This window comes from Xaviernesmea oryzae, from assembly GCF_900109605.1.
Classification (GTDB): Bacteria; Pseudomonadota; Alphaproteobacteria; order Rhizobiales; family Rhizobiaceae; genus Xaviernesmea; species Xaviernesmea oryzae.
Map to the genome: position 1 here is coordinate 155706 of NZ_FOAM01000011.1, position 21365 is coordinate 177070.

At 64.1% G+C, this 21365-nt stretch carries 14 protein-coding genes; 9 read left to right on the forward strand and 5 right to left on the reverse strand.

The window, feature by feature from the left end; genetic code table 11:
• Nucleotides 1-10: 10 nt before the first annotated feature.
• Complete coding sequence (locus BMX61_RS15160; RefSeq protein ID WP_075626440.1) at nucleotides 11-8644, reverse strand: apolipoprotein A-IV repeat region-like domain-containing protein; 8634 nt, start codon at nucleotides 8642-8644, stop codon at nucleotides 11-13.
• 537 nt (nucleotides 8645-9181) lie between these two features.
• Between BMX61_RS15160 and BMX61_RS15165 the strand changes: the two genes are divergently transcribed.
• Both BMX61_RS15165 and BMX61_RS15170 read left to right on the forward strand, forming a co-directional pair.
• Entirely contained in the window at nucleotides 9182-9556 is a 375-nt protein-coding gene (locus BMX61_RS15165; protein ID WP_075626439.1) for an Hpt domain-containing protein, read from the forward strand.
• A gap of 269 nt (nucleotides 9557-9825) precedes the next feature.
• Entirely contained in the window at nucleotides 9826-10146 is a 321-nt protein-coding gene (locus tag BMX61_RS15170; protein WP_075626565.1) for a 2Fe-2S iron-sulfur cluster-binding protein, read from the forward strand.
• A gap of 27 nt (nucleotides 10147-10173) precedes the next feature.
• Here the strand turns inward: BMX61_RS15170 and BMX61_RS24330 are convergent, their stop codons facing one another.
• Entirely contained in the window at nucleotides 10174-10509 is a 336-nt protein-coding gene (locus tag BMX61_RS24330; protein WP_139198941.1) for an outer membrane protein assembly factor BamD, read from the reverse strand.
• Between the two features lie 263 nt (nucleotides 10510-10772).
• Between BMX61_RS24330 and BMX61_RS15175 the strand changes: the two genes are divergently transcribed.
• Nucleotides 10773-12485 (forward strand): M10 family metallopeptidase C-terminal domain-containing protein, encoded by a 1713-nt coding sequence (locus BMX61_RS15175; protein ID WP_083639326.1) that lies wholly within the window; start codon nucleotides 10773-10775, stop codon nucleotides 12483-12485.
• Nucleotides 12486-12518: 33 nt separating this feature from the next.
• Here BMX61_RS15175 and mazG read toward each other — a convergent pair whose 3' ends face one another.
• Nucleotides 12519-13340 (reverse strand): nucleoside triphosphate pyrophosphohydrolase, encoded by an 822-nt coding sequence (gene mazG / locus BMX61_RS15180; protein WP_075626564.1) that lies wholly within the window; start codon nucleotides 13338-13340, stop codon nucleotides 12519-12521.
• Between the two features lie 53 nt (nucleotides 13341-13393).
• A complete protein-coding gene (locus BMX61_RS15185) occupies nucleotides 13394-13981 on the reverse strand; it encodes a nucleoside deaminase (RefSeq protein WP_075626437.1) in 588 nt (195 codons plus the stop codon).
• A 194-nt stretch (nucleotides 13982-14175) separates the two neighbouring features.
• Here BMX61_RS15185 and cysG point away from each other — a divergent pair, with 194 nt between their 5' ends.
• From cysG to BMX61_RS15210, 5 genes are all read left to right on the forward strand, one after another.
• On the forward strand, nucleotides 14176-15636 hold the full coding sequence (gene cysG, locus BMX61_RS15190; protein WP_075626436.1) for a siroheme synthase CysG: 1461 nt from the start codon (nucleotides 14176-14178) through the stop codon (nucleotides 15634-15636).
• A 1-nt stretch (nucleotide 15637) separates the two neighbouring features.
• The gene (locus BMX61_RS15195) at nucleotides 15638-15952 is read left to right on the forward strand and encodes a DUF2849 domain-containing protein (RefSeq protein ID WP_075626435.1); all 315 of its coding nucleotides are present in this window, start codon (nucleotides 15638-15640) and stop codon (nucleotides 15950-15952) included.
• Nucleotides 15953-15970: 18 nt separating this feature from the next.
• On the forward strand, nucleotides 15971-17641 hold the full coding sequence (locus BMX61_RS15200) for a nitrite/sulfite reductase (RefSeq protein ID WP_075626434.1): 1671 nt from the start codon (nucleotides 15971-15973) through the stop codon (nucleotides 17639-17641).
• Between the two features lie 11 nt (nucleotides 17642-17652).
• Nucleotides 17653-18159: a DUF934 domain-containing protein gene (locus tag BMX61_RS15205; RefSeq protein WP_075626563.1), complete on the forward strand. Its 507-nt coding sequence runs from the start codon at nucleotides 17653-17655 to the stop codon at nucleotides 18157-18159.
• A 283-nt stretch (nucleotides 18160-18442) separates the two neighbouring features.
• Nucleotides 18443-19255, forward strand: a complete 813-nt coding sequence (locus BMX61_RS15210; RefSeq protein WP_075626433.1) for a ferredoxin--NADP reductase — start codon at nucleotides 18443-18445, stop codon at nucleotides 19253-19255.
• Between the two features lie 763 nt (nucleotides 19256-20018).
• On the opposite strand, the gene dksA is transcribed toward BMX61_RS15210, so the two are convergent.
• Nucleotides 20019-20438 carry an RNA polymerase-binding protein DksA gene (gene dksA / locus BMX61_RS15220; protein ID WP_075626562.1) on the reverse strand — a complete coding sequence of 140 codons (420 nt, stop codon included), beginning with the start codon at nucleotides 20436-20438 and terminating at the stop codon, nucleotides 20019-20021.
• A 380-nt stretch (nucleotides 20439-20818) separates the two neighbouring features.
• On the opposite strand from dksA, the gene BMX61_RS15225 reads away from it, so the two are divergent.
• The gene (locus BMX61_RS15225) at nucleotides 20819-21349 is read left to right on the forward strand and encodes a SixA phosphatase family protein (RefSeq protein WP_170854952.1); all 531 of its coding nucleotides are present in this window, start codon (nucleotides 20819-20821) and stop codon (nucleotides 21347-21349) included.
• Nucleotides 21350-21365 lie beyond the last annotated feature (16 nt).

A 21365-nucleotide genomic window follows, 5' to 3' on the forward strand; every position in this document is an offset into this window, starting at 1 on the left:
TGGGCGGGCCTTAGCTGAAGCGGCCGGCGGCGTGGGCAAGCATGGTGTAGACCTTGCCGGTATCCGACGTCAAATAGGTCTGCGTCATCGTCCGGTCGCGGTCGTTGCGGGCCACGTCGGAGAGCAGGCGCTCGAAATCGGCGATATAGCGATCGACGGCCGTGCGGAATTCCGGCTCGCGGTCATATTTGCGCTTGATCTCGTCAAAGGTCTGCTGGCCCTTCAGCGTGTAGAGACGGCGGGTAAAGACGTCCCGCTCTCCCCGCTGATAACGGCGCCACAGATCGATCGATGCTTCATGGTCGATTGCGCGGGCAATATCGACCGAGAGCGAGTTCAGCGACTCCATGACATGGCGTGGATTGCGGCTTTCCGGCTGGGCCCGCTGCGGTTCGGCCATGCGCGGCGCCTGGCTATCCTGGCCTGCATCCTCGCGAGAGGCGGCACGCAGGAGGTCACGCATCCAGCCGCTGCCAACCTGCGAAGGCTCGTCCACCGGGGCGGACTGGCGGGAATCAAGACCCAGGCTGCCCCGCAGGAAGTCGGGGTCGACGCTGTCGCGACGCGGCGCCGGGGCGGGCTGCTGCGCACGGCCGGCCGGCTGTGCAGTGGTTGCCTGGCGCTGGCTGCCGCGTGGGTCGACCTGTCGTTGTGCAGGCTCAGAGGCGACGGTGCTGGTGCGACGGGCCGGTTCGGCCGGCGGCTCTGCGCGGGTGCGCGCCTCCGGCGCCGGGCTTGCCGCCCGCTGTTGCGGCGGCGCGACCGAATAGGCCGGCGACGGCGCATAGGCTTGCGGTGCCTGTGGCGCATAGGCCTGCTGGGCCTGTGGTGCCGGTGCCGCGATCTGCTGGGCTGCAGGGCGTAGCGCAGCCTGAAGCGCGGCCGAGGCGGACGAGGCCGCGCCACGCGGCAGGCCGACTTCGAGCTGTGCAGAGGAGCGGCCGATGATATCGGACAGTTCCTGCAGCGCCTTGATCTGCTCGCTGACGGCACGGCGCATGGCGCTGGCGCTTTCCTTGGCCTCTTCCGGAAGGTCGAAGGCCCCGCGGCGCAGCTCGTCGCGCGTGGCATCGAGCTCGTGACGGATGTCTGCGGCCGACCGGCGCAGCTCGTCGGACGCATCGGCGAAGCGGCCGACCGCCTCTTCCATCGCATGGCGCAGCGCATCGGTGGAGGCAAGCGCATGGCGCTCGGCGTCGGTCAACGTGCCGCGCACCTGATCATAGGCCTGGCTGACGGCGCCGGTGAGATGGCCGGCAAACTGCGTCGCACGGCCTTCGGCCCGGGCGAAGAGATCCTCGACCGAAGAGCCGGCTTCCGCACCGGCCTGGGCCATCTGCTGGCGCAGCGTGTCGGCGGCATGGGTGGCGCGCTGTTCGGTTTCCGAAAGCATGCGTCCGACATCGCCGAAGGCGGTGTGGATGCCGTCCCGCAGGTTCTGCGCAACTTCGCCCGAGCGCTGTTCTGCCCGTTCGAAAGCGCCGTTCACGAAGCCTTCGACCGCACGCATGGTCGTCTGGATCTCGTCCGACCGGTTCACAAGCCCCTCGGACAGGGTGCGCAAGGCATCCTGGCGTTCGTTGAGCGTGCTGGCGAGATTGGACTGCGCAGCGCCGAGCAGTTCGGAGGCCTGCGAGAGAACCTGCGCCTGCTGGTCGAATTGCTGGGCGATGCCGCCAAAGCGCGACAGTGCCCCGGTCGAGACATCGGCGAGGCGGCCGATCTTGTCGTCTACCAGATGAATGGCGGCGGAGAGAACCCCGGCCGTCCGCTCGGTGGTGGCCGCGACGTTTTCACGCGTCGCGCCGAGCTTCTCGTCGATTTCGGCAAGACGGGCGGTCGATTGTTCGAGCACGGAGCCGATCGCCGCATTGTTGGCCGACAGGCGCTCGATGAGGCCTGCGGCGGCGGTCTGCAGCCGGCCTTCCATATTGCGCAGCGATTCCGCCGTGCCTTCGGCGCGGCCAACAAGCGCATTGATCGTCTCGTCGGTGCGCGTGGTGATGGCATCGACCATGGCTACGCTTTCGCTGCGCAGCCGCTGGGCCGATTGCTCGGCGGCGGCGGCAAGCTGCTCGGCGGCTTCGCGGCCTGTCGCGGCATAGCGCTCGACCATGGGCGCAGCCTGCTGTTCGATCAGACGCGCCAGCTCGGCCGTACGGCCCGACAGCAGGGAGTTGATGTCGCGGGTGCGTTCGTCCAGCGTCGTGCGGATCGTGTCGCCCCGTGCGGCCAGCGCCTTTTCGGCCTCGGTCATCGAGCGTTCGAACTGCGTGCTCTGGTCGGCCAGCTGGTTCTGGGCGGCGGCGGCACGGCGCATCGCGCTGTCGGTGGCTTCCGCCACCGAGCGGGCGAGCTCGGCGCTGCGGATTGCCGCCGAAGCCGCGGTGTTGTCGAGCCCCTGCTGGAACTCGGCCTGGCGTGCCGCCAGTGCTGCGGCGAAATCCTCGCCGGTACGGGCCAGCTGCTCGGCCGAGCGCTGCGTTTCGTCGTCAAGCTGGCGGGAGACATCGCCCACGGCGCCGCGCAGGCTGCCGACGAACTCCGAGGCCTTGCCCTCGATGGTGCGGCTGACCGCGTCGAGGCCGACATGGAGCGCGCGATCCATCGTTTCCAGCCGCTCGTCGATGCGCGCGGTCTGTGCTTCGGCAACCGACGCGATGCGATCGGCGGCTTCGGCGCTGGCGCGGTCGATCCGCTCGCCATGAAGCGCCATGGCATCGCTGACGCGGCCGGTCGCCAGATCGCCCATCCGGCCGAGTTCGGTCGAATGCTGTGCCAGACTGTCGGAGATCCGGTTGACGACGGTCTCGCTGGTGCGATCCACCGTTTCCATTCCCCCCTGCAGCGTTTCCACCACACGACCTGCGGCCTGCTGGCCAGCGAGGTCGAGCGCGTCGATCGATCCGGCGACGGTGTCGCTAATGTCTCGACCGGCGCGGTCCAGCAGACCGGCGACGCCGGTGACGCTGTCATGAATGCGGCTTTCGAGACCAGACAGGGTCGTTTCGACACGCTGCCCGGTTTCATCCAGACGGGTGTTGATGCCGGCTGCAGAGGCGTCCATGCGGGCGCTGAGCAGTTCCGTGGCGCGGCCGATCTCGCCGGCCGTCTCGCCCAGCCGCTGTGCGACTTGGCCGACGCTCGAGCGCAGGCGCTCGTCCAGCGCCTCGGCGCTCGTCTCGATCACCTCGCGCAGCTGGTCCTGGCGCTGTTCGAGCGACATGTCCAGCATGCTGCCGCTTGCGGCCAGCGTCGTGGCCATGGAGGTCGTCTGTTCCTCGAAATTCTCCGACAGGCGGCTGGTGCTTTCCGCCACCACGGCCTCGAAGGCGCGCACGCCGCTGTCGAAGGCGCCGCGAATGCGTTCATCGGCCCCATCGAGACGCGCGACGACATCGTTCGAGCGCGCCGTCAGCGTCTGGCCGATCTCGGCCGAGCGGCTGGCGAGCGCCATCGTCAGCTCGTTGGTCTGGCTTGCAAGCGCGGACACGGCGTCGCCGGAGGCATCGGACAGGCTGCGGGCCGTGTCCTCGATCTGCCGGCTCATCTGCGACGCGATGCCCGATGTCCGGTTCTCCATATCGGAGGCGATGGTCGATACGCGGCTCGTCATGTCCTGGGCAATGCCGGAAACACGTTCGCTCAGCGTCCGGTCGATTTCGCCGACATGATCGGTGAGGGTTTCGGCGATGGTCGCCGCGCGCAGCGACATCGTATCCGCCAGTTCCTCGCCAGTGCTTGCCAGCCTTTCGACCATATCGCCGGCCCGCGCGGTGATGGTGCCGCTGATCTCGGCCGTATGGTGCGCGAGAACGCCGTTGAGAACGGCGGCCTGGCTGGCCACGGTGTCGCGCAACACGCGGCCGCCGGCGGTCATGCTCTGCTCCAGCCGCTCGGCGCTGCCGTTGACGGCCTGCTCGAGATCGGCGGTCGAGCGCGCCAGGGCGCCGGTGATGGCGTCCGTCCGCGTAGTCAGCAGGCTATCGAGACGCTCGCTCTGCTCGCCAAAGCTGCGCTCCAGGCTTTCGGCCTTGCCGGCAAAGACGCCATCGAGCGTTTCAGCGGACTGGCCGACAGCGGAGGACAGCGCCTGCGTGCGGCTGGCAAGCACGGCGTCGATCTGCCGGCTGTTGTGATCGAGCAGGGTGCCGGTGTCGTTGATGAGGCCAGCCAGGCGCATGGCTCGCTGGTCCAGGGCACCTTCGACGCGCGCGGCCGATTCCGCCAGGCTGTCATGGTGACGGTTGAACAGCGCGTCGATGCGGCCGGCGCCACCTTCCAGCGCTTCTTCCATCTGCTGCGTCGAGAGAGCCAGCACGCCAGAGAGCGAGCCGGTCTGCTCCTCGAGCACCTTGCCAAGACGTTCGAAGCGATCTGCGCCGGCTTCGATCGTCTGGTCGATCTGGTCGGCCGAGAGCGCCAGCATGCCCGAAAGCGTGCCGGTGCGGTCTTCAAGAACCTCCGCCAGCTGATCGCCGGCCGCGCGCAGGCTCGTTTCGACGGTCTGGGTGGCGTTGGACAGCGTTTCCGCATGGCGCGAGAGCATGCCGTCGAGCCGCTCGGTGTTGCCGGACAGCGTGGCGTCGATGGATGCGACGGAGCCGTCGAGGATACCGGAGAGCGCCTGGGTGCGGGCCTCCAGCGTGCCATCCAGCCGTGCTGCCGTATCGCCCAAGGCGCCTTCGATCGTCTGGGTGGTGTCGGAAAGCATCTGTGCATGCCGGTTGACGAGCCCGCCCAGGCGTTCGCCATGGCTTTCCAGCGTGTCTTCCACCTGCTGCGCCGAGAGCGCCAGCACGCCCGACAGCGTGCCGGTGCGATCTTCCATCATCTGGCCGAGCTGGTCGGCGCTCTCGCGCAGGCTGCCTTCGATGGTGGCGGTGGCATCGGCCAGCGTTTCGCCGTGGCGGTTGAGCAGCGTGTCGAGTGCGGCTGTGCGATCGTCGATCGTGCTTTCAAGCGACTGGGTGGACAGCGCCAGCACCCCGGAGAGCGTACCGGTGCGTTCTTCCAGAAGAGCGGCCAGGCGATCGACTTCGCTGGTGAGGCTGGTCTCGATCGTCTGCGTGCCGCTGGTCAGAAGGGTCTCGTGGCGGCCGACCAGGCTGCCCAGGCGCTCGGCATGGTCGTCGAGTGTCTGCTCGATCGATGCGGTGGACAGGGCCATGACGCCCGAAAGCGCACCGGTGCGGTCTTCGATCAGGCGCCCGAGATCGTCGGCGGACTGGCGCAGGCTGCCCTCGATAGTCTCGGTCGCGCTGGCGGCAAGCCGCTCGTGGCGCTCGACGGCTTCGCTCAGGCGCGCGGCATGGCCGTCGAGCGTTTCCTCGATATGCTGGGCGGAGAGCGCCAGCACGCCGGAGACCGCGCCCGTGCGGTCCTCCATCATCTGGCCGAGCTCGGTCGCGGTGTCGCGCAAGCTTCCTTCGATCGCGTCCGTCGCGCCGGAGAGCGAGGTGCCGATCCGTTCGGAGTGGGTTGCCATGATCGCGTCGAGGCGGTTCGCGCCTTCTGCGATCGAGCTGTCGATGGCCTGGCTGCGCTCGTCCAGCAGGCTGGACAGCGTGCCCGTGTGGCGGCCAAGCAGGCCGTCGAATTCGCCGGTGGCCGATGTCAGGCGTTCGTCGAGCGCGCGTGTGCCAGCCGAGAGCGACCCATCGACAACGGCACCGGCTGCGGCAATCGCGTCCCGGGCGGCTTCGGCGGAGCGGGCAACACGGTCTTCGAAGCTCGCTTCGGTCGCGGTCAACATCTCGCCATGGCGTGCGAACAGGCTGTCCAGCCGCTCGGCATTGCCATCCAGCGTCTGCTCGATCGATGCGGCGGACAGTGCCAGCATGCCGGAGAGGGCGCCCGTGCGATCTTCCACCAGACGGCCAAGCTCCGCGCTGCTCGTCTGCAGCGTGCTTTCGAAGGCCTGGCGACCCGTCGACAGCGTCGTGCCGATCTTTTCGCCATGGGAGGCCAGAAGGCCGTCAAACCGCTCGGCGCTGCTTTCCAGCGTTTCCTCGAGCGAGGCTGCCTGCAGCGCCAGCGTGCCCGAGAGCGCGCCGGTCTGGTCTTCGAGCATCTGATTGAGATTTTCGCCGGTCGCCTGCAGCGTGTTGCCCAGCGCGGTCGTGTTGCGCGTCAGCGTGGCGTCGATCTTTTCCGAATGGCTGGCGAGCAGCCCGTCGAGCCGACCGGTATTCTCCTCCAGCGTCTGTTCCATTGCCGATGTCGACAGGGCCAGCATGGTCGAAAGCGAGCCCGTGCGGTCTTCCAGCATGGTGCCGAGTGCCGTGGCATTGTCCCTCAGGGCGCCTTCGATGGTCGTTGTTGTCGTCGAGAGAACCGCGTTCAGCTCGTCGCCGTGTCCGCCAAGCAGGCTTCCCAGCCGCTCGGTCCCGCTCGACAGCGTGGTGTTCATGGCCTGCGCGCGGCTTTCCATCATTGCCGACAGGGCCGTCTGATGGTCTGCGAAAGCGGCGTCGACGCGGTCTGCCACCGTGGACAGGCGCATCTCTGCCTGGCCGACGCTGTCGACCATGGCGTTGGACAGGCGCTCGCTGGCGCTTGCCACCGTCTGTTCGACCAGATCGGCCGACTGGCCGAGCGTGCCCGAAAGGGCCTCGGCGCGGCGCGCCAGCAGCCCATCCAGGCGCTCGGCGCCCTGCTGCAGGGTGCTGTCGATCGAATCGGCATTGGCGGCCAGAAGGCCGGCCATGCCCATGGTGCGCTCGCTGAGCACGTTGTCGAGGCGTGACTGCGCGCCATCGAGACCTTCGATGATCGCGCCCGTGCTTCTGTCGAGCGTCTCGCTCATCCGGCGCTCGGATTGGGTGAGCACGGTCTCGATCGCGACCGTGCGTTCGCCGATGCTGGCTTCCACACGGCTCTGCGCGGCCGAAAGCGCGCCGATCAACGAGCCGGAGCCCGAAGTCAGAGCGGCCTCGATTCGGTCCGGCACGGTGGACACGGCTTGCGAAAGGGCCTCGGTGCGCGCACGCAGGGTGCCGTCCAGCCGTTCGCCGGCCGTGTCGATCAACTCCGCCAGCGCAAGCTCGCGCTCGGAAACGGCTGTCTGGATATGATCGACGGAGCGGTCGATGAGGGTGCCGAGAACGATCGACCCTTCGCCGACCGTCTTCTCCATGCGGCTGAGGCCGTCCTGGATCTTCGCATCGAGCAGGCTGGCGCGCCGGTCGAAGGCATTGGCGAAATCCTCGAAGCGCGAGTCGAACTCGGTCGAGAGCTGGCCGATAGTGCCCTCCAGCTTTTCGCTGAAGAAGCCGGAGCGCAGATCGAGATCGACAATGGCGTCGTCGCTCGCGCTTTTCAGGGTCTGGCGGAAGCTCGCACCCTTTTCGTCCAGCGTGTTGTTCAGCGAGTGGATCAGATCTTCCAGGCCGGTATTGATCGCCTCATGGCCGATGCTCAGGCTTTCATTGAGATCGCGGGTGCGTGCCAGAAGGGTTTCGTTGAGCTGGCGGGCGCGCTCGTTCAGCGCGGTGTTGAGCTTCTCGGTGCTGGCATCGAGCGCCGAGGCGCGGGTCTCGAACTGGCTGAGCAGCTGCTCGCCGCGCCGCGTGACCGTGTCCAGGCGCTGGTCGAATTCCTCGTTGAGCGAAATCGTGGCTGCCGACAGATGCGTCATCATCGAATTGGTGCGGTCGGCCAGCATGGAATCGAGCGCCTTGGAGGCGATGCCGGCGCGATCCGTCAGGGTCGCCGCGCGTGTCTCGATCAGCGAGGCAAAGGCCTCGCCGGTCACCGCGATGCGCTGGGAGAAATCCTCGCTGGCGATGGCGAGCTCGGTGGTCAGCTGGCTGTGGACGCCGGAGATCGAGGTGCGCAACCGTTCGGCATGGCCGACGATCGATTCGCGCTCCAAGCTGAGCTCCTGCAGCAGCGTGCGGACACGAAGCTCGTTCTCGCTATAGCTGCGCTCGAGCGCGTTGACTTCCGTATGAACAAGCGATTCGAGCTCGGTGGCGCGCGCAATCGTGCGCTCGATGCCCTCGTTCATGGCCGAAACTTCGCGGCGCACGGCCTGGCCGACGGACATGATGCGATCGGTGGCGGCGGTTTCCGGCTCGGCAAGGCGCATGGCCACCTCGGCCATGGAGCGGGCGGCGCTGCGCATTTCCTGGGCGCGCGCCATCATCGCGCCGAAGCCGAAGAATACGAAGATGGGCAGGATCAAACAGACGGCCGCGCCGATCAGGCCCGGATTGGCGGCCAGATCGGTCAACGTGCGGATGGCAGCCAGCCGATCGCCATAGATCATGTAGGTGATGGCGAGGCCACCGACGAACCAGACGAGCGACAGGAGGAAGGCGGCACGCATGGTGGAGCGGCCGGCGCGCAGGTCAGTTCCGCGCAAGTCGGAGCCTTTACGACGGGCATCGTCATTGGCGGGCTTGAAGGGCTGGCTGCGGCTTGCCGCTTCGCTCTGGCGCGGCTGTTCCTCGCGGCGCGTGGATGAGGCCGGACGCTGCTGGCTGCTGGCGCGCGACCGCTGCGCCTGGGCTGCTCGCTTCGGCTCTGCCGAGCCGTCGTCGAGAGCCGATTTCAGCTCGTCGAAATCGATCTTCAACGCGTCCTCCAAGGCCTGGAACGCCTTGTCGTCCATCGATTCACTGGGCTTCTTGGTCGCCATGCGGGTACGCCTCGTTACCGAACCAAAAGATCCGCTGCCTGTCTTTCGCACTTCGGGCATCCTCTGGAGGATCTGCCTTTGGACCGCGTTTGAAACGGCTTCGGATCCGCCGGAAGGTTGGGTGCGCGCCGCCACGACGCGCCCTGCCGACCGGCTGAAAATGTTACTCTTTCGACCCAACGGCAAAGTGCCGACACGACCGTTAGAGCGTATCGTAGTGACACATCCTAGAAGGTCTTACAATTAAGCCCCCTAGCCATTCGTTAAAATCCTAACAATTTCTTAACGGACCAGCCTCCGGCACACCTTGAAAACCAAGGCTTTGCAGCTGGTTGCCGGGCATTAACCATAGCGAGCGATACCGCCGTTTTTGCGCCGCGTTTTAAAGCGATAGGCACTGCGCTCAAGCTATTGTCATCGCTCGGTCGCCGGAATGCGGCATCGGGCTTTTCGGGAATCACATCAACAACATGGCTCGCATACGCCGGGAACCGTCCGATCCGGCGCCGGCCGTGCCGAAACCTTGAGGAATGACCCATGGCCCTGCCGGCCTCCCTGTCCGCCTTCGATGCGCCCCAACCCGACCGCGCGCTGCACCCCACCGCGACGCGGCCGATCGATCTCGATCATCTGACACGCCAGACGATGGGCGACAAGTCGCTGGAACTGGAGGTGCTTCAGCTTTTTGCGCGCCAGGCACGCCAGGTCCTGAAAGAACTGGAAAGCGCTGCCGTCGATCAGTACGCGCCGCTCGCCCATCGGCTGAAGGGGGCCGCGCTCGCCATCGGCGCCACGGAGGTGACGGCAGCTGCGCATGCGGTGGAAAACGGACAGACGGGCGCCGAACATCTCGCCACCCTCAATGCGCGCGTGCTGGATTGCGAGCTCTTCATTCTCAAGCTTTGCCGGTAGGCTCGCCCTTTCCGGGTGCCGGCGTCTTCAGGGCCTCTTTGATGCGGCGCGTCGGGAAGAACACGGACCAAGGTGCCCGTCTCCGCCGGAGGCGGGTCGAAGCCGCCATGCTGTGCACTTACGGACAGAGGAGCCATGGCGTTTCCAGCCGGAGCGATTGGCCCTGCGCGGTTGACGGACTGGCTGATTTGGTGAAGAAAAACGGCTCGCGCCGCCTCTTCGATCCGTTAAAGCGGCATCCGACATTCATCAGCCTCAAGAGCCGCTTCATGCCCAAGCTTTCAATCATCTCCTTCGATGGTACGCGCTACGATTTCGATGTGGCCAATGCCACGACCGTGATGGAAAATGCAGTGCGCAACGCGGTGCCCGGCATCGAGGCCGAATGCGGTGGGGCCTGTGCCTGCGCCACCTGTCATGTCTATATCGACGAGGCCTGGACGGCCGCCGTGGGCGGGCCGGAGGCAATGGAAGAGGACATGCTGGATTTCGCCTATGATGTCCGCCCTACCTCGCGCCTCTCCTGTCAGATCAAGATGACCGATGCACTAGATGGCCTGATCGTCCACGTGCCGGAACGCCAGGCCTGAACCTCGCCGCCGATGCCGGTCCTGGGCTCAGTCCGGCGCGAGGGTCCTCAGCCGTCGGCGCGCTTCCTCTGCCAAGGGGTGGCGTGGATGCCGGCGGATGAAGCGTTCATAGGCTTCAACCGTTCCGCGCCGTTCGATCAGCGAAAACTCGCGCTGAACGGCCTCGTCCGGATCACCCGCCGGGTTCATCGCCATAAGAGTGGCCGGGCCGGTGCTGCCTCTGTCGTGACTCGGTTCCGGCCCCGCGCTGCACGATGTCGTCGAGAGGCTTGCGCCGAGCGATGCCAGGGCAAGACCGCCAGCCCATCGCTGCCACGACAACCGCTCTTGACACACGCCAGTCAGCTTTTTCTTTTCCGTCATAAGCATTCAATCATTGCACGATGAGGTGATACAGGCTGCTTGTGTCGGCCGTGTTCCTGTGATTCCTGTATTGGCAAACCGCGTTGAGCAGCCGGCGCATGCCATCCGCTATAGTTGTCTTTTGCTAACCAAGTTGGTAGTAGACTGCAGCTCTGCCGAGCCTGTCAACATGCGCTTCCGCCAGTGCCAAGCAAATGAAGAAGGCCGATGTTCCAGCGCCCCTGCCGCCTGCATCGATGTCGAACGATCCTGGGGAGGATGCCATGGCTAGCTTGACCACCTCTATTTCGCCCACCGGCGATCCGATGATCGACGGTGTGCTGGCGGGCGTCGCCTGGGCCGGGCCAAAGGTCACCTATGCCTTCCCGACAAGCCTGTCGAGCTATAGCTATGCCAGCTCGATCCGCTCGCACTTTGCCCCCATTTCCGCGTCACAGAAGAAGGAGGCGCTGTTCTTCCTGGAGAAATCCAGCGGAACCACGGGTGACGACGGCTTCTCGGTCGAAGGCTTCACCCGTCTGTCGCTGTCGCTTGGGACGCCGGCCACGGCCGATATCCGCTTTGCGCAATCGTCCAATCACAATAAGACGGCCTATGCCTATTATCCGAGCGGATCGGATGAAGGCGGCGATATCTTCTTCGGCACGACCTATCTCAACAAGTCCGGCGACTACCGCAAGCCGATTGCTGGCAACTATGCCTGGCAGACCCTGGTGCACGAGCTTGGCCACGCGCTCGGGCTTTCGCACGGGCATGAGACCGATCCCTATGGCGCGCTGCCGGATGACCACGACTCCGTCGAATATTCGGTAATGACCTATCGCTCCTTCATTGGCGCCGCCGGCACGTCCTCCGAATATGAAGAATTTGGCGCGCCGCAGAGTTTCATGATGGCCGATATCGCCGCGCTCCAGGCGATGTACGGCGCCAATTTTTCCACCAATAGCGGCGATACCGTCTATCGCTGGACGCCTGACAGCGGCGCGACGATCATCAACGGGAAGGCGGCGATTATGCCGGGCGCCAACCGCATCTTCGCCACGATCTGGGATGGCGGCGGCGTCGATACCTTCGATCTCAGTGCCTACAAGACGAAGCTCGTCATCGATCTTCGCCCGGGCGCCTCCTCCACCTTCAGCGCCGACCAGCTCGCCTTTCTCGGCGGCGGGCCGCATGACGGCTATGCCAGCGGTAACATTTACAACGCGCTTCTCTATCACGGCGACGAGCGATCTCTGATCGAGAATGTCGAAGGCGGCAGCGGCAATGATCTGATCATTGGCAACCAGGCAGCCAACCAGCTGGCCGGCGGCGCTGGCAACGACACGCTCTTCGGAGCGGATGGCGATGATGTGCTGATCGGCGGCGCGGGTGCAGACAAGCTCGACGGTGGCGCCGGAAACGACACCGCCTCCTATGCCCGCGCCAAGGCCGGCCTGCGTGTCGACCTCGCACATCCCGGTATCAACACCGGCGAAGCAGCCGGGGATAGCTTCGTCTCGATCGAGAACCTGACCGGCTCGCGTTTCGCCGACCGGCTTTCTGGCGACGACGGCAACAATGTCCTCGATGGCGGCGCCGGCAAGGACGTGATCCTGGGCGGGGCAGGAGACGACTGGCTGATCGGCGGCCTCGGCGCGGATGTGCTGACCGGAGGCAGCGGCGCCGACCATTTCGTCTTTCGCGCCATGGCCGACAGCACGCCCAAGGCCTTCGACCGCATTACCGATTTCACACCCGCCGAGGGCGACCGGATCGATCTCAGCGCCATCGATGCGATGACCAAGGTGGCCGGCCACCAGGCGTTCACCTTCATCGGCACGGCCGGGTTCTCCAAGACGGGTGGCGAGCTGCGCTATGAGAAGACGTCGAGCGAGACGATCCTCTATGCCGACGTGAACGGCGACAGGAAGGCGGACTTCGTGCTGCATCTCGACCAGCCGATGACGCTGGACAAGACGATGTTCCTGGTGTGACGGCGGATCACGGCAAGGGGCGTTAGCTGCGGTTCAGTCGCGCGTTTTGGCTGCCTGCCAGAGCGCTTCCATACGATCGAGTGACGCCGCCTCCAGTGTTTCGCCTGAGGCCGCCAGCCCTTCTTCGATGGCGCGAAAGCGCTTGCGGAACTTTCGATTCGTGCCGCGCAGGGCCTCTTCGGGATCGGCATCCACATGACGGCCGAGATTGACCAGAGCGAAGATCAGGTCTCCGAATTCGTCTTCGACCCTATCGCGCCGCCCGGCCGCAAGCGCCTCGCGCAGCTCGCCGATCTCCTCCTCGATCTTATCGAGGATCGGTGCGGCCTCCGCCCAGTCGAAACCGACCGTGGCCGCGCGCTTCTGCAGCTCCAGCGCTTCAAGGAGCGCTGGTCCGTGGGTCTTGACGCTGGACAGGTGGCTTTTCGGCGGCCCGGCCGGCAGGCCGCGCGCGCTGCGCCTTGCGGCCCGCTCCGCTTTCTCTTCCTGCTTGATCGCTTCCCACTGCTGCTTGACGCCATCAGGCGTGTCGGCCGGGCTGCGGTCAAACACATGCGGGTGGCGGCGGATCATCTTGGCGGTAATCGCCTCGACCACATCGCCGAAGGCGAATGCACCTTGTTCCTCTGCCATGCGCGCATGGAAAACCACCTGGAGCAGAAGATCGCCCAGCTCCTCGCGCAGATCCTCCAGATCGTCCCGGTCGATCGCATCGGCCACCTCGTAAGCTTCCTCGATCGTATAGGGTTTGATCGAGGCGAAGGTCTGGACGATGTCCCAGGGGCAGCCCGTCTGCGGATCGCGCAGCGCGCGCATGATCTCGATCAGCCGGGCGATATCCTGGGAGGGCACCATCGCCGCACCGCTTTCCGGCCTGTTGCTCTCCGGCTTGTCGCTCATGGTTGGTCTCAATTCAGGGGAATGTCATTGTCGGCCTTGCCGGCCTGATATTGGTTGGAAAGAGCCGCATAGTCGGCGCGGATGCGCGACGTCTGGGCTTCGAGGGCTGCCCTGACGGGCTCATCTGCCGCGGCCACCATGTCACCGAGATAGGCGGACCGCCAGAACGCATTGCGGCGGTTATAGCCACCGGGCTCCAGTGTGAAGACCTCCTTCAGGATCTTCAGGTCATGGGGGATGGCAAAACTGTCACGCGAATCTTCATGGCTGAAAAAATAGTAGAAATTGTCGAAGCCGGCCCAGGTGATGGCCGAAAGGCACATGGAGCAGGGCTCGTGCGTCGACAGGAAGATCAGGTCTTTGGTGTCGCGGCTCTCGGCCTGCTCGTAAAAGCGCTTGAGCGTATGCACCTCGCCATGCCAGAGCGGATTTTCCAGCTCGTTGTTGGTCTCGGCAACCACCAGCGACAGGTCGGATTTGCGCAGGATCGCCGCGCCGAAAACCTTGTTTCCAGCTGCTACGCCACGCCGCGTCAGCGGCAAAATATCGGCCTCGATGACGGTGAGAAGGCGTGCGGCAAGCGCTTGGTCGGACATGGGCGAACTCTTGAGACACGAGGGGAGGCGAGGGCTGCGAAAAACCCTGCACGAGGGTGACATTTGCTCCATAATCCATAAAGCCGAGCAAAAGAATACGCACGGGCAAAATGCGGCGAACAACTGTTCCTTCAAAGCGCCTGTGCTTTGCGGCATATTGCGAAAAAAAATCATACCCGGAGTCTCTCTCGATCATGTCTCAAGCCCTGACCGTTTTCCCGGCCTTCTTCCGTGTCGCACGGAAGCCTGTTGCCGTGTTCGGAAACGGCGACGAGGCCTACGCCAAGATCCGCCTGCTTTTGAACACCGAGGCGCGACTGATCGCTTATTCGGATGCGCCCGAGGCCGATTATGCTGCCTTTCTCGCGGAGCGCGGGATCGAGCGGGTGCCTGAGCGTTTCGCGCCGCATCAGGTGGAGGGTATGACACTGGTTTTCGCCGCAACCGGCGATGCAGGTCTCGATCAGGCGATCGTCGCTGCCGCGCGCGCGGCCAAGGTCCCGGCCAATGCGGTGGACCAACCCGACTGGTGCGATTTCATCACGCCCGCGCTGGTCAATCGCGCGCCGGTGGCCGTGGCCATCGGCACGGAAGGGGCGGGGCCTGTGCTGGCGCAGATGATCCGCGCACGCATCGACCAGATGCTGCCGCCGTCTCTCGGCGCCCTCGCCAGCTTGGCGGCAGCCTATCGCCATGCGGTCGACCGTCTCTTGCCACGCGGGAGCGCCCGGCGCATCTACTGGCGCAATTTCTTCTCGGGCCCAGTTGCCGATGCCGTGGCTGGTGGCGATCTCTCGGCCGCGCGCCGCACCGCGACGCGGCTTTTGAAAAGCCCGGAAGCGGCTGAGGGGCGTGTCTGGCTGGTGGGGGCGGGCCCTGGCGCGGAAGATCTGCTGACGCTGCGTGCCCAGCGCGTGATGATGGAGGCCGATGTGCTCGTCTATGATGCGCTGGTGCCGCAAGCTATCGTCGATATGGGCCGGCGCGATGCCGAGCGGATAGCTGTCGGCAAGCGCAAGGGCTGTCATTCCAAGTCCCAGAGCGCGATCAACCAGCTTCTGGTTCGCCTGGGCCGTGAGGGCAAGCGGGTCGTGCGGCTGAAATCCGGTGATCCGTTGGTCTATGGCCGCGCGGGCGAGGAAATGGCCGCCTTGCGCGAGGCGGGCATCGGCTACGAGATCGTGCCCGGCATCACCTCGGCTTTGGCTGCGGCCGCCGATTTCGAACTGCCGCTCACCTTGCGCGGCGTGGCCTCCTCGCTTGTCTTTACGACCGGTCATGACCTGACCGGCGCGGTGCTGCCGGACTGGGCGCGGCTGGCGGTGTCCGGCGCGTCCGTGGCCGTTTATATGGGCCGGACGGTGGCCGCATCCGTCGCCGCTCGCCTGGCCGAGGCCGGCCTGCCGCGCGAGACGCCGGTGGCGGTCGTGGAAAATGCCAGCCGGGAAAATCGCCGGCTCCTGCATGGAACGCTTGCCGATCTGCCGGACCTGGCCTATCGCGAAGAACTGAGCTGGCCGGTGATGGTCATCATCGGCGAAGCCGTGGCCGGCGCGAATTTCGACCAGTCGGAGCCTTTGGCGCGCGCCAAGATCGCCAAGTCCGCGCCTCAGGCTGATGCGGCCAACCAGACGAACGAACGTGTGAGGGCATGAGATGAGCGACAAGGTCTTGACCGCGAACCGCCTTTCGGACGGCATTTCCGTCTGGCTCGATGCCTCCGGGCAATGGGTGGAAGATCTCCAGAGCGCTTTCGTCGCCCGCCATGCCGAGGCCGTTTCTGCGCTGGAAGCGACCGGCACAGCTGCTTTTGCCGACAATAAGGTGGTTGACGTCAACGTCATCGAGATCGAAGAAAAGGACGGCCTGCTGCGCCCTCTGCGCCTGCGCGAGCGCATCCGCGCCGAGGGGCCGACGATCGACTATGCGCCGGGCTATCGCGGGCTTCTGGGTCCGTTCGAAGCCGCCTGAGGAAGAGAAGACAGTTTCATGTACCGTTACGATGAATTCGATCATGCCTTCGTTTCCGAACGCGTCGCGCAGTTCCGCGATCAGGTCGGTCGCCGCCTCTCCGGCGAGCTGGCGGAGGATGCTTTCAAGCCTTTGCGTTTGATGAACGGCGTCTATCTGCAGCTGCATGCCTATATGCTGCGCGTGGCCATTCCTTATGGAACGCTGAACAGCCGTCAGCTGCGCATGCTTGCCCATATCGCCCGCAAATATGACCGCGGCTACGGCCACTTCACCACGCGCCAGAACATCCAGTACAATTGGCCGCGCTTGGCCGATACACCTGATATTCTCGCCGAACTTGCCACCGTCGAAATGCATGCTTTGCAGACCTCGGGCAATTGCATTCGCAACGTTACGGCCGATCACTTCGCCGGCGCTGCCGCCGACGAAGTGGCCGACCCGCGGCCCTATGCCGAAATCCTGCGGCAATGGTCCTCCGTCCATCCGGAGTTTTCCTTCCTGCCGCGCAAGTTCAAGATCGCGGTGACGGGCGCCGAGCGGGACCGCGCAGCGATCCAGGTTCACGATATCGGTTTGCATCTGAAGAAGAACGAGGACGGCCGCATCGGCTTTGCCGTCTATGTCGGTGGGGGGCAGGGGCGCACGCCCATGATCGCCAAGAAGATCCGCGATTTCCTGCCGGAAGAGGATCTGCTCTCCTACACCACCGCGATCATGCGCGTGTATAACCTGCATGGTCGGCGCGACAACAAGTACAAGGCGCGCATCAAGATCCTCGTGCATGAGACCGGCGCGGAGGAATTGGCAGGTCAGGTGGAGCAAGAATTCCTGCAGCTGAAAGATACCGAGCTGAAGCTGCCCGAGGCGGATATCGCCGCCATCACCGCCTATTTCGCCCCACCGGAGCTGAAGAGCCGGCCGGAAGGCTGGGAATCGCTGGCGCGCTGGAAGAAGGCAGATGCCGGCTTTGCCCGCTGGGTGGAGCAGAATGTCGCCCCGCACAAGCACCCCGATTGTGGTATGGTGACCATTTCGCTGAAGCCGATCGGCGGCATTCCTGGTGACGCCAGCGACAAGCAGATGGAGGCCGTGGCGGATCTGGCCGAGGAATTCGCGTTCGACGAGATCCGTGTCAGCCATGAGCAGAACCTGATCCTGCCACATGTGGCGCTGGCCGATCTGGAACCCCTTTATCGCGGGCTGGTGGCCCAGGGTCTTGCCACCGCCAATGCCGGCCTGATCACCGACATCATCGCCTGTCCGGGTCTCGATTATTGCGCGCTCGCCAATGCGCGCTCGATCCCGCTGGCGCAGGAGCTCTCGACCCGCTTCGGCGCTGCCGAACGGCAGGCTGAAATCGGCGAGCTGAAGATCAAGATATCCGGCTGCATCAATGCCTGCGGCCATCATCACGTCGGCCATATCGGCCTTTTGGGTGTGGAGAAGAAGGGGGCGGAGCTCTATCAGATCACGCTCGGCGGCTCTGGCGACGAGAACAGCTCGATCGGCGAAATTATCGGCCGTGGCTTCGAGCCTGAGAAGGTGACGGATGCGGTGGAGACGATCGTCGACACCTATCTCGGTCTGCGGCGCGATAAGGCGGAAACCTTCTTGGAAGCCTATCGCCGCGTGGGCCCGCAGCCCTTCAAGGATGCGCTCTACGGCGCGACGCAGGCTGCAGCGTGACGGAATCGACCATGAGCAAGACGCCAAAGATCTGGAACGAGACCGGCTTCGTCAGCGACGATCCCTGGGTGATCGAGACCGAGGAAACGAGAGCCGGAACCAATGAGCGGTCTCTGCTGCCGCTCGCGGCTTTCCTGGAAAAGGCCAAGGCCGGCGAAAGCGAACTCGGTGTGTTGATTGCGCCTGCCGACGACGTGTCCGAGCTTCAGCCCTTTCTCGATCGGATCGCCTTGGTCGCTCTGTCCTTCCCGGCGTTCAATGACGGGCGCGGCTTCAGCCATGCGTCGCTGCTGCGCAGCCGGCTTGGCTATTCCGGCGAACTACGTGCGGTCGGCGATGTGCTGATCGACCAGATACCCCTGATGCTGCGTTGCGGCATTACCAGTGTTGCTGTGACCAATGCGACCGCGATCCGACGGCTTGAGGAAAACTGTCTGCCCGGCATCGCGCATCACTATCAGCCGACTGCCAAGCCAGCTGCCAGGAGTGGAGGCTATAGCTGGCGACGCGTGTCCTGATCGGTGCTTGGCCGGATCGCTTCATGCGGTTTGGCAGGGTTTCGCGAGGCAGGATGTGGATGAGGGCTGGAAGGGAACGTGTCGCGCGACAGGCTATTTTCACGGCCTGACCATGCTTTCGCTGTTGCGAAGCGGGTTGGCGCGGCCATATTGACGTAAAGCTCAGCGCGTCGGCGCCAGGGCGCAGCCAAGGCTTGCTCAAGAGGAGAAACCTCCTCGAGCGGGCAGGCGGCGGACCGGGCGGCGAAAGGCCGGAGCGAACCACTGAAGGATCGACATCGACATGAATGCTCCGGCCAAGACCGAAGACTTCGCCGCCAACATTCCGGCTGGCGTGTTTGCCGAAACCGTCACCGAGGTGCAGCACTATACCGACCGGCTGTTCCGCTTCCGCATGACCCGGCCGGAAAGCTTCCGCTTCCGGTCTGGCGAATTCGCCATGATCGGCCTGATGGTCGAGGGGAAGCCGATCTATCGCGCCTATTCCATTGCCAGCCCGGCCTGGGACGAGGAGCTTGAATTCTTTTCGATCAAGGTGCCGGATGGGCCGCTCACCTCGCATCTCCAGGCGATCAAGCCCGGCGATACGGTTCTGATGCGCAAGAAGCCGACCGGGACGCTAGTGCTCGACGCGCTGACCCCCGGCCGTCGCCTGTTCATGTTCTCCACCGGGACCGGCGTTGCGCCCTTCGCCAGCCTGATCCGCGAGCCGGAAACCTTCGAAAAATTCGAGGAGATCATCCTCACGCACACCACGCGCGAAGTGGCCGAACTCACCTATGGTCTCGATCTCGTCGAGGAGATCCGCAACCATGAATTCCTGGCGGAACTGGTCGGCGACAAGCTGCGCTATTATCCCACTGTGACGCGCGAAGCCTTTGAGAAGACGGGCCGAATCACGGATCTCATCCGCACTGGTGCGTTTTTCGCCGATCTCGGACTTGAGGGCTTCGACCCCGCCGTTGATCGGGCGATGATCTGCGGCTCGTCCGAAATGCTGAAGGAAACAAAAGAACTGCTCGAAGCAGCCGGCCTGACGGAAGGTGCCAACAACAAGCCCGGCGAATTCGTGATCGAGCGCGCCTTCGTCGGCTAGCGCCTCGCATAAGAAAGTGGGGAAGAGGTTCGGGAAAAATCCGATGCAAGAACAACGACTCCAGAGCATCGGATCAATGACGATCACAGGACACGCCGCAAGTGGTTTGCTGGCGATGTCCTCGCTGATTTTAGGTTGCAAGGTTCTCTTCTGCACAATTTTTCGGTGAGCTTAAACTCTCCTCGACGTCATCCTCGGGCTTGTCCCGAGGATCTGCTGACCTCCATAAAGTCAAGCCGTTGTAGATGCTCGGGACAAGCCATAAGCATGACCATCAGAGAGGTTTGGCCCTCTTTGGCGGATCTCTTCATTACACGCTTTATCATTTTGAGAAGTGGCCCCGCGGTCGGGTCCGCTTCTTTCAGCTTGATGATGCAATGCGCCGTGTCTTATGCGCCGTCCTTGGGTTGATGCAGGGACAGGCGGCAAAGAAAGCCAATTTGACGGCAAAGCGTTCTGAGGCAATCCTTGAGAACGGATGAAGAGCGCGTCATCAACTGTGTTTGAATGCAAGCGAAACGCTTCACCGTCTTGTCTCAAGAGATTTCGTTGAGACAAGGCGGTGCGTCATTTTATGCGATGTGCTTTGAAAATTAGCCGCAACAAGGCATATGCCTCTCTGCACTCGCTTATAGTCGCAGTGCCAGCTGGCTCAAGGCTTCGGCCATAGAGACCCGATCCGCACCGGGTCCGCATCGTTCACCTTTCGAATAACCACGATGATCGGCGTCATCCCGGTCCGCACGGACTTGACGTGCCGGCGTCACTCGTCGCGATAAACCTTTTCACGCCGCTCGTGACGCTCCTGCGCCTCGATCGACAGCGTGGCGATCGGGCGGGCGTCGAGGCGCTTGAGGCCGATCGGCTCGCCTGTTTCCTCGCAATAGCCATATGTGCCTTCGTCCAGGCGCTGCAGGGCCGCGTCGATCTTGGAGATCAGCTTGCGCTGGCGGTCCCGGGCGCGCAGTTCGATAGCGCGGTCGGTTTCAGACGAAGCCCGGTCTGCAAGATCAGGGTGGTTGGCGCTTTCTTCAGCCAGATGGCCCAGCGTCTCGCGCGCCTCACGCAGGATGTCATTCTTCCAGGCATTCAGTTTGGCTCGGAAATAGGCCCGCTGATTGCCATTCATGAATTCATCGTCTTCTGACAGCACGTAGGAACTAAGATCGATCTTCTCACTCAACGCGATTCTCCCGAAGAACATCTCATGTGCGCGGTGTATAGACCCACAACCGAAGCGATTCAAGCCTCGCAAGCAACCGCTGGAACAAGCAGGGCTTTGCCAAAAACTCAGGCTAAGGAGCTAATATTTCATCAAAATTAAGGTTTAGTGACAGTAAGGCCATCCAGACGCCCTAGCGAAACGCAAGGAGAACATGGTCAATCCCTAGAATCTGCTGGCGTCGCGCGGCCCGATGGATCGATGGCCTGTCAAGGGCCTGCCTAAAATTCAGCCGGAATAAACTTGTGTGAGGCTGTATTTGGCGTTTTCCCGGCCTTGCTCTTGATATCCAGATCAAGGCGGCGGAACCTGTGCAGGTCGCCGCTTTCCCGAGGATCGTCTTGTCTCTGCCTTCCGCTGCCGCTCCTGCCTTTCGCCTGTTCCTGCTTCGTCATGCCCGCGCCGCGCCTGCCCAGCCCGGCCAGCGCGATCGCGAACGGCCACTCGATGCCGTCGGAAAAGTCGATGCGGCCAATCTGGCGCTTCGGCTCGGCGGCCTCGGCGTCCTGCCCAAAATCATCCTGACGTCGCCAGCCCGGCGCTGCCGCCAGACGGTCATTCCTCTCCAAGGCTCTGCCGAGGAGGATCTGCCTGTTCATGTCGTCGAGGGCTTTTACTCAGGCGGGGCGGAGGTTTATATCCATGCGACCGCGGCCCAGAATGTCGATGCCGTGCTCCTGTGCGGGCACAATCCGGTGATGGAAGAGCTGTTTCGCAGCCTTGCCGGGCAGGGCCTGCCGCCGGGCTCTTATGATCACGGCTATCCGCCGGCCGGGCTTGCCGTGTTCGAGTTCGACCAGCCGCCGGTCCCGGGGCAAACCGGGCGGCTTGTCCATTGGCTCGATCCGCATGGCGAACCGCCTATCGCCTGAGCATCCGTGCCCTGCC

Bases quoted from the DNA above. Each gene is read 5' to 3' on its own strand.
- BMX61_RS15165 (WP_075626439.1), top strand. From the start codon at position 9,182: ATGGCCCTGCCGGCCTCCCTGTCCGCCTTCGATGCGCCCCAACCCGAC.
- BMX61_RS15170 (WP_075626565.1), top strand. From the start codon at position 9,826: ATGCCCAAGCTTTCAATCATCTCCTTCGATGGTACGCGCTACGATTTC.
- BMX61_RS15185 (WP_075626437.1), bottom strand. From the start codon at position 13,981: ATGTCCGACCAAGCGCTTGCCGCACGCCTTCTCACCGTCATCGAGGCC.
- BMX61_RS15200 (WP_075626434.1), top strand. From the start codon at position 15,971: ATGTACCGTTACGATGAATTCGATCATGCCTTCGTTTCCGAACGCGTC.
- BMX61_RS24330 (WP_139198941.1), bottom strand. From the start codon at position 10,509: ATGACGGAAAAGAAAAAGCTGACTGGCGTGTGTCAAGAGCGGTTGTCG.
- mazG (WP_075626564.1), bottom strand. From the start codon at position 13,340: ATGGTGCCCTCCCAGGATATCGCCCGGCTGATCGAGATCATGCGCGCG.
- BMX61_RS15195 (WP_075626435.1), top strand. From the start codon at position 15,638: ATGAGCGACAAGGTCTTGACCGCGAACCGCCTTTCGGACGGCATTTCC.
- BMX61_RS15210 (WP_075626433.1), top strand. From the start codon at position 18,443: ATGAATGCTCCGGCCAAGACCGAAGACTTCGCCGCCAACATTCCGGCT.
- BMX61_RS15205 (WP_075626563.1), top strand. From the start codon at position 17,653: ATGAGCAAGACGCCAAAGATCTGGAACGAGACCGGCTTCGTCAGCGAC.
- BMX61_RS15175 (WP_083639326.1), top strand. From the start codon at position 10,773: ATGGCTAGCTTGACCACCTCTATTTCGCCCACCGGCGATCCGATGATC.
- BMX61_RS15160 (WP_075626440.1), bottom strand. From the start codon at position 8,644: ATGGCGACCAAGAAGCCCAGTGAATCGATGGACGACAAGGCGTTCCAG.
- cysG (WP_075626436.1), top strand. From the start codon at position 14,176: ATGTCTCAAGCCCTGACCGTTTTCCCGGCCTTCTTCCGTGTCGCACGG.